Genomic DNA, 11,853 nt, shown 5'->3' on the forward strand with positions numbered 1-11,853 from the left:
GCTATATGTTTTCTCTACTATCGCCCATGAACGCCACAGCGATCATATTTGGACCAACGTGTGAGGCGATGGTCATTGAAAGTTCAGAAACGATGATTTCATATGGCTTAATTTGAGTTTGAATCATTTCCCTTAAGATTTCTGCGTCCTCTGGACAGTTACCATGTCCTAAAACGACTGAAGTATTTTCACGATCCTTTAAGTGTGCTTCAAGCTTTGAAACCAAGAAAGCCATTGATTTTTTTCGCCCCCTAACACTGCCGTAAGGTTTGATCTTGCCTTCTGAATCGAGAATCAAAGTAGGTTTTACGTTTAAAACAGTTCCAACCATGGCGGAAGCAGCTGAAATACGACCACCATTTTTGAGGTAGTTTAGGTCATCCACGCCAAACCAGTGGTTAAAATTCATTTTATGTGTTTCAATCCAATGCTTGAGATCGTCAATACTAGTATCTTCTTTTATATTTTTCAGAATTTCCACTAACAGGGCACCTAAACCCACTGAAGCTGAAAGTGTATCGACTACCTCGATTTTAGCCTCAGGATATTCATCCAGTATAATTGATTTGGCCACACACGCACTGTTATAAGTGCCGCTTAGACCTGATGAAAATCCAATATAGATCACATCATGACCTAACTCGATATTTGTTCTGAATGCCTCCTCAAACCGATATGCATTTATTTGTGAAGTTGTAGGCATGATGCCTTTTCTTAAATAGCCATAAAAAGTGTTGTGATCCAGTGTTTTTCCAAGGTCATCAATATAGTCGACACCATTAATATGTACTGGCATACCCAGAACCTCGAGTATATCTTGATGTGTCTCGAGATATTGAATTGGTAAGTCACAGCAAGAGTCAGTGATAATTTTTACACTCATAGTTTACCCTCCTAGTTCAACTACTATTTTAATGTATAATCAGAGGATATTCAACTAAAGACCTTTTATATTTTGTTAATTAATACAATTTTAATTTAATTGACTTTTTTTATAACTGAGGACATAAGATAAAAGTGCTGTAAATTTAAGAATCATGGAGAGGTAAATGCCATAGATTAAATTGGTTTGTTCTGGCATGACGAGCATCAAAAAAATAAAAGCACTAAAGGAAACGGTAGCGAGTTTACCAAATACGTTTGATGGTGTTGCCCTTTTCTCGTGTTTAAAATATAAAAGTGCACTTGTGATAACCAAAAAGAGTTCCTTTGAATACATAATGGTTGTGACCCATATTGGCATAATGCCTTTAATGGTCATACAAGTCAGCACGGATAAGAGCATGAGTTTATCTGCTAGTGGATCTAGTAGGGTCCCGATGATACTAATAAGATGGTATTTTCTTGCAATGAAGCCATCAAGTAAATCCGTAATGCCTGCGGCGATAAATATGACGACTGCTATGGAAACTGAACCGGATAAGTAGTAATAAATAAAAAGGGGAACCATCAGAATTCTCAGTCCGGACAATAGATTGGGTATATTACGCATAATCTCACCTCCTTGTGGTTCATATACCCAAAATTTATATTATAATAGAGGTATTAAACAAATATTAATTCAAATTAGATAGAGGTGAAATCACATGATGCACTATGATATAGCCATTATTGGCGCAGGTGCTGTTGGCGGTGCCATCGCAAGGGAAATGTCGAAGTATAATTTGAAGATTGTGCTCATTGAGAAGGAGCATGACGTCTCGCTTGGTGCTTCAAAAGCCAACAGTGGTATTGTTCATGGCGGATATGCCGGCAAAGCGGGTACCTTAAAGGGGGCACTTTGTATAAAGGGTAACCAGATGTTTGAAGCCTTAAATGAGCAACTTCATTTTGGCTATCGCAAGACTGGTGCTTATATGCTGGCATTTTCTGAAAGCGATTTTGATGTCATTAAAGCTCAAATTGAAAATGGCATCAAAGTCGGAGAGTCGGGATATGAAATCATCGATCAAGAAAGGCTTAGGACGAAATTGCCCTATGTTTCTGAAGAGGCTATAGGCGCTCTTTATATACCAACTGTCGGTGTGACATCCCCTTATGAGTACACCATTGCACTGATTGAAAATGCGATCTCAAATGGCGTGGCCCTAAAGCTGGATTTCGAGGTTGAAAAAATTTCAAGGTTTGACTCAGAGTATTTTGAAATCTTAGATTGCAAGGGTGAACGGCTCTTTAGTAAAATTATCATTAATGCCGCAGGCGCCCATAGTGGTGATATTGCAGAAAGTGCAAGAGATGAACCTATTGAGATTATGAAGCGCAAGGGGCAATATATATTACTTGGCAAAGACCAATCCTATCTCTGTGATCGGGTGATTTTTCAAACGCCAAACAAAAAGGGCAAAGGCGTCTTGGTGACGACAACTTTCCATGGAAACCTCATGATTGGTCCGGATGCAGAGGATATAAAGGAGGATGTGAATACAAATACGAGCCTTGAGGGGCTTGAAATGGTGATAAAGGCCGCACGAAAATCCATCCCCGGCTTTAATCTTAAAAGAGCCCTTACAACTTTTTCTGGTATTCGGGCTATGTCTCCAACTGGTGACTTTGTCATAAAGGCATCTCCTATAAGTGGTCTTTTCCACGTGGCTGGAATTGATTCGCCAGGCTTGACGTCATCACCTGCAATCGCTCAATACTTGGTTGAGCTAATAAAATCAAAGGCACTAATTGATTTTGACTTAAATGAATCTTTTAATGGTGAGCGACCACCAATTATCAAAGTGAATAAACCAGATTCCAAAATCATTTGCAGATGTGAAGGCATTACAGAATCTGAAATACTGGACAGTTTAACCAGAGGTATTCCCGTGGGGTCAACTGATGCGGTTAAAAGACGCACACGTGCTGGAATGGGTAACTGCCAGGGCAACTACTGTGGTCCAAGAGTCAAAGCAATATTGTCAGAACACCTTGAGGTGGAAGTTCACAAAATAAAAACACGGACTGAAACGCAGGCTGCGCCAATCCGTGTTGAAATTGAAGAAATCCGAAAACTAAGGGTTTAAATTTATTATAAAGCATCATCCAAGTGTTTTTGGCTGAGGGTATTAAAAACGTCAAGTGCATTGTAAGAGCTTCTTACAAGCGGAGATGAAGCGACACTGGCGATCCCGATTTCAGTGGCATATTGTCCATATGCTACGAATTGATCTGGATGGATATAATCAATCAGAGGAGCATGGTACTCTGATGGTGGCAGGTATTGTCCGATTGTCAAGATATCCACTTGGTGTGCTTTTAAATCTCTAATCAGTTCAGTCACTTCAGCCTCTGTTTCTCCAAGACCGAGCATAAAACCAGATTTTGAAAAAATAGTTGGATCATATTGCTTAACACGTTTAAGTAGGGTCAAGCTCTGGTCATAATCGGCTTCAGGTCGAATATCAGCATAGAGTCTAGAAACGGTTTCCACATTGTGGTTGATAATATGTGGTTTTGCATCCATGACCACTTTAAGGGCTTGATAATCGCCTTTAAAATCAGGAATGAGGACTTCGATAATCGTTTCGCTTGATGTTGCTTTGATGGCTTTAATGGTCTCTGCAAAAAGACTAGCACCACCATCAGGAAGGTCATCTCTTGTCACTGATGTGATGACTGCATGCTTTAGGCCCAGTTCTTCAACTGCTTTTGCCACTCTATAGGGCTCGTTGATATCAGGGGGTAATAGCTTGCCACTTTCTATATTGCAAAATCGACAATGGCGCGAACAAACCCCACCGAGAATCATAAATGTTGCTGTTTTTTTGGAAAAGCACTCAAGGCGATTGGGGCAGTTAGCACCATGGCATACCGTATTGAGGTTTAAAGATCGGATCAAAGTATTCACATGATTGAGGTTTTTTGGATTTTCTATTTTTACTTTGAGCCATTCAGGCTTACGCTTCAGCGTGTTCTTTTTTAAAGGTTCCATTTACACGTCTCCAATCTGTTCGTATTAATAAAGGGCAGTGTAGAGCATCTATCTAAATCGTCATAAATCTAAATACAGTCATCTCATTTGATATTAGCAGATTTTATCAGCTATAAAAAGATTTTAGGACAATATAGTTGTTAAGATTCATAAATATATTGGATTGGCCGTTAGAATTAACATTTATTAGGGTATAGATATTCTAGGTCAATATGGAGGTGATATGATGAAAAAGTCATTGAATCAATTGATTGAAGCACAAAAAAACAGTCCGGACCAGCCTAAAATTGATGATCATCAAAAAAGGGATGCCCTAAAAAATTTAAGTGAATTATCGGTAGAGGTAACACAATTTAGAGCGACTGAGCGTCCTTTTCACAATGCCTATTGGGATCATGAAGAGGAGGGCATTTATGTGGATGTCATATCCGGAAAGCCCTTATTTACATCAAAAGATAAGTATGATGCAGGTTGTGGCTGGCCAAGTTTTACAAAACCCATTTCTGATGACCTTGTGGCATATGAAGTGGACCATAGTCACTTTATGACGCGTGTCGAGGTAAAGAGTCAGTTTACGGATTCACATCTTGGTCATGTGTTTGATGATGGCATTGAACCCACAGGATTAAGATACTGTATCAATTCTGCCGCAATAAAGTTTATTCCCAAGGAACAAATGGCAGCATTGGGCTATGGTGATTATCTTAAATTGTTAGACTAGGTCATAAATTTAGTTGTTTGATAATAGGAGGCATAATATGAGAAAGTTTTTTGCGTTAATCCTGATTTTTGTATTTATTTTATCAGGATGTGCTGCAGGTGGCAGTAATAGTGGTCAAGAAAATAAAGTACTTAAAGTTGGTATGGAACTAAAATATCCGCCGTTTGAGACAAAGGATGCTGACGGCAATCCAGACGGTGCTTCAGTCATGTTGGCTAAAGCTCTAGGTGACCACTTGGGAATGGATATTGAAATTGTAGATACTGCTTATCCAAGCTTAATTCCTGCACTTGAGCAAGGTGATATTGATATTATCATTTCTTCCATGACCATAACAGAGGAAAGAGAAAAAGTGGTGGACTTTTCTGATCCATATACCAACAGTCAGTTGATGATGCTTGTGTACAAGGATTCAAAGGTTCAGTCAGCGGATGACTTAAATAGCCCAGATGTGACAATCGCTTCTAAGACGGGAACAATCGGTGCTTTATGGGCAGCTGCAAATGCACCAAATGCTAAAATACTCAATATTGATGAAGAGGCAAGTGCAGTTTTGGAGGTTGCTCAAGGTAATGCTGACGTCTTTATATATGACCCCTTGTCAATTATAAGACATCATGAAAATTACAAAGAGACAACGCGTACAATCTTAGATCCTCTGCCAAACACTAAAGGTTGGGGGATCGCCATGAGAAAAGGTGAAAACGAACTTCGAAATCAAATCAATGATTTCATTAAAAAAGCCAAAACAGATGGTACTTATGATAAAATAAGAGAGACTTATTTAAAGGAAAAAATGGAAGAGTTTCAACAATACGGCCTTGAATTTTTCTTTTAAATAGAATAGTGGTGGTTTATAAGCTTAAAGGGGCGCACAAATTGCCCCTTTGAGCTTTTATACTAAATTAGGGCTTATTAATAAAGATGGAGAATAAGATGGAACACTTCAAAAAAATTGCCAGTTTCGCAGCAGCACTACTGCTTTATGGTCTCTTTTTCTATTTTGTAATGACAAAATCATTAGATAAAGGTGTGGATTACTCAGTATATATTACCTACAAAAGGGTGATTTTCAATGGTTGGTTAACGACGATTTCAATCAGTTTTCTCGCCCTTGTACTGGCGCTTGTTGTAGGTCTTATTCTATATTGGATGTCGACATCTAAATTTGGTGTTTTAAGATACCTGCAGGAAATACACAAGATGATTATCTTCGGAACACCCTTGGTTGTCATTGCCATTGTGGCCTATTATTATATTGGAAATGCTTTTAATGTCAGATCTAAGTTTTGGGTAGGCGTCATCACCTTAGCACTTTACATAGGTGCATATATTGCTGATATTTATAAAGGTGCTGTGGAGTCAATCCATATCAATCAGTGGCAGACGGCAAAAATGTTTGGATTTACCAAGGTTCAGACCTATCGATATGTGGTTTTCCCGCAAGTTTTGATGACCATATTACCGCCGTTGGCAGGTCAGTTTGCTTTAACCATTAAGGGAAGTGCACTCTTGTCTTACATGTCAACAGATGAATTTTTGAATACAATTAAAACAGTTCAAGCAGCAAGTTTCAGATATTCAGAGGGGTTTATCATCGTTACTTTGGGCTACTTGCTCTTAACGGTACCACTCATTTTGTTGGTTAGATATTTAGAGAAAAGAATGAACTACAAGGTGGACAAATGAATTTAGAACTTAAAAATCTAACGAAGAAATATCAAGATAAAACAGTACTCAACGATATTTCTCTAAAACTTGAAAACATTCAAATACTGGCACTTCTTGGTGCATCCGGCAGTGGTAAATCAACCCTCTTAAGGTTGATTGCCGGCCTTGAATCCTTTCAAAATGGCGATATAATCGTCAACAGCCATTCCATGTCAGGCGCAGGTTTGGACCAGTACAGAAAGAATGTCGGTTTTGTTTTTCAGGACCACAACTTATTTTCGCACCTGTCTGTGATGGAAAATATTCTGTTGGTTCTTGAGAAGGTCCATAAACGCAGCCGTAAGGATGTCCTCAAGCCCGTATCAGATTTATTAGAGCGTTTTGGTCTATTGGAGCACGCCCATAAATTGCCACATCAAATCAGTGGCGGTCAATCACAACGTGCATCTATCGTAAGAGCACTTGCGATTCAACCAGAATTGATATTACTAGATGAACCAACATCTTCTTTAGATCCAGTACTAACTTATGAGGTCCTCAGTGCTGTTAAGCAATTGGCAGAGGCGCAGAAGGATTTTATCATTGTTACTCATGAGATTGGCTTTGCAAAAAGTGTGGCAGACTATATCGTATTTATGGAAAACGGCAAAATCATAGAGCATGGACCTCGTGATATTCTAGACCATCCCGAGAGTTTGGAACTCAAGCGATTTTTAGACAAGGTCCTTACATTTATGCCACTTAAATGAAATGTAAATAAATTATGAATTGTTGGGGACGCTACTTGAATTACGCAAAATTTGTGGTAAACTTAAACCATAAGAGAGATGAGTGGTGATGGTATGGCACGAAAAGCAAGAGCAGCAGAAGTGTATGGTTTATATCACATTTATCAGTCTGGCAGTTCACAAAGGGCCTTGTTTGAATCACATTTGGACCGACAGAAGTTCTTAGAGATTTTGAGTAAGGCAAGACTGAAATTTGGTTTTAAGCTCTATGCGTACTGCATTAAAAATCCAGATCAATATCATTTGATCATTGATACAAATGGAACAGATTTATCTAAGTTGATGAAGTCCATCAACATAGCATATGCAATGTATGCTAAGTGTGATGGTAAACTCTTCAAGGACCGCTATAAAAGTCAAATTATAGAGACGCCAGAAACCCTGAAGACCATTATGGAAAAACTTCACAAGGACACGCCGACCAATGAATATAATAGCTACTGTGTCTATGAAAGCAAAGTGGATTCCAAGTTATTGATTGATATTGAGCCCTTATCAGTACTCACTGATGAGCAAGTGATCATAGAAGATGTGGAAACGGTTTGTAGCAGAAACAAGCATCAAGATATAGAATGTGAGAATTGTATCAAAACCTTAAGCGAAGCCCAGGAAGCCTTGGCTTTAAAAGCAAAAAATGAGGGGCATACGCTCGGTGAGATTTATAAGGACAAATCATTGAGAAACACTTACATCCACTTTTTTAGAAAGCACAGTATATTATCTTTGAGGGATCTAGGGCTTCTATTTGGGGGCTTAAGCGAATCGACCGTTTGTAAAATATTAAATCAAAAATAAAATAAAGAAAATTAGAACAGAAATTGCATGGATTAACATGCAATTTAAAAAAAAATTCAATTCAAGTTGCGTCCCTTAGTGGATGCGAATATCTAATAAAAAGGAGTAACCTATGATGGATTTCAATTTAAATTTGGATTTTGGAAATGAAAAGAAGAAACCGAAAGTTCAAGCAGACCATCTTTATGATCTTTTGATTATCGGTTCAGGTCCAGCAGGTTTAAATGCTGCGCTTTATGGTAAGCGAAAGGGTTTGGATGTTGCGATATTATCCACTAAGGTAGGGGGTCAGGTTTTAGATACCTCATCAGTGGAGAATTATCTGGGCATTCCCACAGCCACAGGCGAAAGTTTGGTTCATGAGTTTATCTCTCATGTGAATACACTGGATGTTCCCATCATCAAGGACGAAAATGTAAAACAAATTGAGAAGCATGATGGCCAATTTGAGTTGCTGCTTGGCAATGGCAATAAATATTTTTCCAAAGCACTTATTGTGGCAACAGGGAGCAAACCGAGACAGCTGGGTGTAACAGGCGAAGAAACCTATAGGGGTAGAGGCGTTGCCTACTGTGCGATTTGTGATGGCCCATTGTTCGAAGGCAGAGATGTCGTTGTTGCTGGTGGCGGCAATTCAGCAGTTGAAGCAGCCATTGACCTATCTAAAATTGCCAAATCAGTAACCCTAGTACATCGAAGTCAGTTCAGAGCGGATCAGATTGTAATTGATAAACTTCAAGCGGCATCAAATGTGAAAATACTATTGGAAACGCAAATCAATGAAGTTGTTGGTGACAACTTGGTGACAGGTGTCAATGTTACGGATAAAAAGACAAACGAACAATTCTTCATACCTGCAGAGGGTGTCTTCGTTGAAATTGGGTATTTACCAAATAACGAACTCGTTAAATCGTTGGTGGCCTTAAATGACAAGGGTGAAATCATAGTAAACGCTAAAAATGAAACGAGCATGGCTGGCCTTTATGCAGCAGGTGACGTGACCGATACACCCTATAAGCAAATCGTCGTCGCGGCAAGTGAAGGTGCAAAAGCAGCCTTATCTGCAAACGACTATATCAATCACTTATAAGAGATAAGTATAGGTGAACGACACGACAAATGCTTAATGACCATCGCATTAATCGTCAATAAATAAAGTGTTGAATGTATAAGATCATAGGTCATATATAAAATTATAAATTGAAATGGCATAGCCATATAAGGAGGATATTATGAAACTTTTAAACGATCAATTAAGAGACCAGTTAGGCCAAGTGTTTTCAAATATGAAAAAAGATGTGACATTGGCAGTTTTCACTCAAGAAGGTGAGTGTAACACTTGTACAGAAACTGTGGGATTCATGGAGGAAATTGAATCCTTGAACGACATGATCCACTTGAAAAAATATGATCTTAAAAAGGACGCTGATAAAGCGAGTGCTTATGAAGTTACCATGGTACCAAGTATCGTTCTTTTGGATGATCAGGAAAATTATTTGGGCATCAAGTTCAACGGCATACCTGCTGGACATGAAATCAACTCGTTTATTCCTGGAATTTTGGAAGTTGCAGGCGCTGGTGAGACATTACCAGAATCACTCGCAAATGAACTTAAAACACTTACCAAACCGGTTAATATCAAAGTGTTTGTTACATTAAGCTGTCCTCATTGTGCTGGTGCTGTTCAAAAGGCACATAAATTAGCACTTGAGAGTCCATTTATCAACGCAGAAATGGTTGAAGCACAGACTTTTGGTGAATTATCCGATAAGTTTAACGTTTCAAGTGTTCCTAAGATTGTCATCAATGATCAGTATGAATTTGTTGGCAACCAGCCTTTGGATGTTTTCTTAGAAGAAATCAGAAAAACACAGAACTAATGATTAACGATATATAAACGACACAATAAACGAAACATTAAACAACACAATAAAACGAGACAAAAACCGTACTAGGATTTGAATATCACAGTAAAATACAATTAAGGGAAATACCAGTTGAGGTATTTCCTTTTTTTATGCTATGATGGTTTTAAGATCAAAAATACTGGAGGACCATATGGAAAAGAATAAAATGGGCTATATGCCAATTCCCAAGCTCATATTGACCATGTCACTGCCTGCGATTTTTTCCATGATGACACAGGCGCTTTACAATATCGTAGACAGTATTTTTGTCGCTCAGATTGGCGAGGAGGCGATTACGGCCCTATCTCTGGCATTTCCAGTACAGCTTGTAATTGTGGCTTGTTTTGTGGGCATGGGTGTCGGTATTAACTCACTAATTTCGCGTAGTCTTGGCGCTAAAAATTTTGAACAAGCGACACTGGCAGCTGAGCATGGTTTTTTTATCGCTATTATTCTGTATGGTTTTATCGCCCTTATGGGCATCTTTGTAATGCCCAGCTTTGTCAGAATGTTTACAGATGACCCGCTAATCGTAAACTACTGCATCCAGTATTTACAGATCGTGATGTTATTTGCCTTTGGACGGATTTTAGCGCAGGCTGGTGTGAGCATACTTCAAGGGTCAGGTGAGATGCTAATTCCAATGTTTTCTCAGTTAATTGGAGCGATTGGTAATATTATTCTTGATCCCATTATGATTTTTGGTTTATTGGGCTTTCCGGCACTTGGCGTCAGAGGAGCAGCTATTGCAACAGTGACGGCACAAATTGCCTCTATGATATTCGTCTTCTTAATGGTGTTTAAGTTTAAGAAGGTCGTTCAGTTTAAACCATTTTCCTTTAAGGTTAATCGAGATATCTTGAAAAAGATATTAATCGTTGGCTTGCCAGCGGCCATCATGCAGGCAGTGGCATCCGTTATGCTAACGGGATTGAACTTAATCCTCGCTGGGTTTACAACTACGGCGGTTGCTGTATTGGGAATCTATTATAAACTACAGTCATTTGTCTTTATGCCCATATTTGGTCTCTCACAAGGCATGATGCCAATTATAGGCTATAATTATGGTGCTAAATCCAAGGACCGTTTGCTAAAAGCGCTAAAACTGGGGCTGACAATTGCAATAATTTATATGACGCTTGGATTGACCTTGTTTCAAATCTTTCCAAAGCAACTTATACTATGGTTCAAGGGCACAGATGAAATGGTGGAAATTGGGGTTCGCGCCTTCAAAGTGATTAGCTTGGGATATCCATTGGCAGCGATTTCTATTGTCTTGAGCACGGCATTCCAAGGGATGGGTGAAGCCCATCTAAGCATGATTGTGTCTTTTTTTAGACAAATTATTGTCCTTTTGCCTCTGGCATGGCTTTTAGGGACATTTGGCTCTCTCAGTATGATTTGGTTTGCCTTCATTATCGCTGAATTAATCGGGGTCGCCATGGTCGTATTCTTTTTTAAGAGATTGTATCAAAGAAAAATTAATCAACTATAAAGGACAAGAGGCATAATATGATTTATGGGTTTATCAAAATAATAGTGTTTTTTTCTCTTTTGTTAATTAGTGTGAGTTACGTACTGGGTGAGCGTTTTAATAGGAAGGCGATTTACCCACACAATTGGCAATATAAGGAAACTTTGGACAAGGAGATTAGAGATGGCGTTATAGAAGAGGGCTACTTTGAAGCCTTGGAAAAGGAAGCCTTTGAAATCCTATCTGAGAGAGGCTATGTCTTAAAAGGCTATTGGATACAAGGGGGTGATAAGCCTACTGACAAGACAATTATCATTTGTCATGGCATCACAAATAATTTAATGAAATCCCTTAAGTATTTAGAACCCTTTATTGAGCGGGGGTATAATGCTGTGATTTATGATCATAAAAATCATGGGGAAAGTGGTGGCGATTATACCACTTTTGGTGTAGAGGAAAAATTAGATCTCAAACAGATCGTCGATTATGTGGTTTCTAAAGTTGGAGAAGCTGGTGTGATTGGAACCCATGGTTAATCCATGGGGGCAGCCACTGTACTAGAGCATGTGAAGATTGAC

The 11,853-nt window shown here is 38.8% G+C and carries 13 protein-coding genes; 10 read left to right on the forward strand and 3 right to left on the reverse strand.

All coding sequences use genetic code 11. The features are described 5' to 3' along the window. Nucleotide 1: 1 nt before the first annotated feature. Together AC220I_RS11690 and AC220I_RS11695 are read right to left on the reverse strand one after the other, a co-directional pair. Entirely contained in the window at nt 2–883 is an 882-nt protein-coding gene (locus tag AC220I_RS11690) for a DegV family protein (RefSeq protein ID WP_486724014.1), read from the reverse strand. Nucleotides 884–973: 90 nt separating this feature from the next. After that, on the reverse strand, nt 974–1,492 hold the full coding sequence (locus AC220I_RS11695; protein WP_486724015.1) for a CDP-alcohol phosphatidyltransferase family protein: 519 nt from the start codon (nt 1,490–1,492) through the stop codon (nt 974–976). 94 nt (nt 1,493–1,586) lie between these two features. Between AC220I_RS11695 and AC220I_RS11700 the strand changes: the two genes are divergently transcribed. Beyond that, entirely contained in the window at nt 1,587–3,011 is a 1,425-nt protein-coding gene (locus AC220I_RS11700; protein ID WP_486724016.1) for an NAD(P)/FAD-dependent oxidoreductase, read from the forward strand. A 5-nt stretch (nt 3,012–3,016) separates the two neighbouring features. On the opposite strand, the gene lipA is transcribed toward AC220I_RS11700, so the two are convergent. Further along, nucleotides 3,017–3,919 (reverse strand): lipoyl synthase, encoded by a 903-nt coding sequence (gene lipA / locus AC220I_RS11705; protein ID WP_486724017.1) that lies wholly within the window; start codon nt 3,917–3,919, stop codon nt 3,017–3,019. A gap of 226 nt (nt 3,920–4,145) precedes the next feature. Between lipA and msrB the strand changes: the two genes are divergently transcribed. The 9 genes from msrB to AC220I_RS11750 all read left to right on the forward strand — a co-directional run bounded on the left by msrB (nt 4,146) and on the right by AC220I_RS11750 (nt 11,811). After that, nucleotides 4,146–4,640 carry a peptide-methionine (R)-S-oxide reductase MsrB gene (gene msrB / locus AC220I_RS11710; RefSeq protein WP_486724018.1) on the forward strand — a complete coding sequence of 165 codons (495 nt, stop codon included), beginning with the start codon at nt 4,146–4,148 and terminating at the stop codon, nt 4,638–4,640. A gap of 37 nt (nt 4,641–4,677) precedes the next feature. After that, entirely contained in the window at nt 4,678–5,478 is an 801-nt protein-coding gene (locus AC220I_RS11715) for a transporter substrate-binding domain-containing protein (protein ID WP_486724019.1), read from the forward strand. Nucleotides 5,479–5,576: 98 nt separating this feature from the next. Further along, entirely contained in the window at nt 5,577–6,329 is a 753-nt protein-coding gene (locus AC220I_RS11720; protein ID WP_486724020.1) for an amino acid ABC transporter permease, read from the forward strand. After that, nucleotides 6,326–7,060, forward strand: a complete 735-nt coding sequence (locus AC220I_RS11725; RefSeq protein WP_486724021.1) for an amino acid ABC transporter ATP-binding protein — start codon at nt 6,326–6,328, stop codon at nt 7,058–7,060. Before AC220I_RS11720 ends, AC220I_RS11725 begins: the two co-directional genes overlap by 4 nt. 93 nt (nt 7,061–7,153) lie before the next feature. Next, nucleotides 7,154–7,894, forward strand: a complete 741-nt coding sequence (locus AC220I_RS11730) for a transposase (RefSeq protein ID WP_486724022.1) — start codon at nt 7,154–7,156, stop codon at nt 7,892–7,894. 112 nt (nt 7,895–8,006) lie between these two features. Continuing rightward, nucleotides 8,007–8,984, forward strand: coding sequence for an FAD-dependent oxidoreductase (locus AC220I_RS11735; RefSeq protein WP_486724023.1), 978 nt, complete (start codon nt 8,007–8,009; stop codon nt 8,982–8,984). Nucleotides 8,985–9,126: 142 nt separating this feature from the next. Beyond that, nucleotides 9,127–9,774, forward strand: a complete 648-nt coding sequence (gene pdo / locus AC220I_RS11740) for a protein disulfide oxidoreductase (protein ID WP_486724024.1) — start codon at nt 9,127–9,129, stop codon at nt 9,772–9,774. 178 nt (nt 9,775–9,952) lie between these two features. Continuing rightward, nucleotides 9,953–11,296, forward strand: coding sequence for an MATE family efflux transporter (locus tag AC220I_RS11745; RefSeq protein ID WP_486724025.1), 1,344 nt, complete (start codon nt 9,953–9,955; stop codon nt 11,294–11,296). Between the two features lie 71 nt (nt 11,297–11,367). Then, complete coding sequence (locus AC220I_RS11750) at nt 11,368–11,811, forward strand: alpha/beta hydrolase (protein ID WP_486724026.1); 444 nt, start codon at nt 11,368–11,370, stop codon at nt 11,809–11,811. Nucleotides 11,812–11,853: the final 42 nt, after the last annotated feature.

This window comes from Fusibacter sp., assembly GCF_057447755.1.

Coding starts and splice junctions, on each gene's coding strand:
- lipA (WP_486724017.1), bottom strand. CDS start 3,919: ATGGAACCTTTAAAAAAGAACACGCTGAAGCGTAAGCCTGAATGGCTC.
- AC220I_RS11690 (WP_486724014.1), bottom strand. CDS start 883: ATGAGTGTAAAAATTATCACTGACTCTTGCTGTGACTTACCAATTCAA.
- AC220I_RS11730 (WP_486724022.1), top strand. CDS start 7,154: ATGGCACGAAAAGCAAGAGCAGCAGAAGTGTATGGTTTATATCACATT.
- pdo (WP_486724024.1), top strand. CDS start 9,127: ATGAAACTTTTAAACGATCAATTAAGAGACCAGTTAGGCCAAGTGTTT.
- AC220I_RS11720 (WP_486724020.1), top strand. CDS start 5,577: ATGGAACACTTCAAAAAAATTGCCAGTTTCGCAGCAGCACTACTGCTT.
- AC220I_RS11745 (WP_486724025.1), top strand. CDS start 9,953: ATGGAAAAGAATAAAATGGGCTATATGCCAATTCCCAAGCTCATATTG.
- AC220I_RS11725 (WP_486724021.1), top strand. CDS start 6,326: ATGAATTTAGAACTTAAAAATCTAACGAAGAAATATCAAGATAAAACA.
- AC220I_RS11700 (WP_486724016.1), top strand. CDS start 1,587: ATGATGCACTATGATATAGCCATTATTGGCGCAGGTGCTGTTGGCGGT.
- AC220I_RS11735 (WP_486724023.1), top strand. CDS start 8,007: ATGATGGATTTCAATTTAAATTTGGATTTTGGAAATGAAAAGAAGAAA.
- AC220I_RS11695 (WP_486724015.1), bottom strand. CDS start 1,492: ATGCGTAATATACCCAATCTATTGTCCGGACTGAGAATTCTGATGGTT.
- msrB (WP_486724018.1), top strand. CDS start 4,146: ATGAAAAAGTCATTGAATCAATTGATTGAAGCACAAAAAAACAGTCCG.
- AC220I_RS11715 (WP_486724019.1), top strand. CDS start 4,678: ATGAGAAAGTTTTTTGCGTTAATCCTGATTTTTGTATTTATTTTATCA.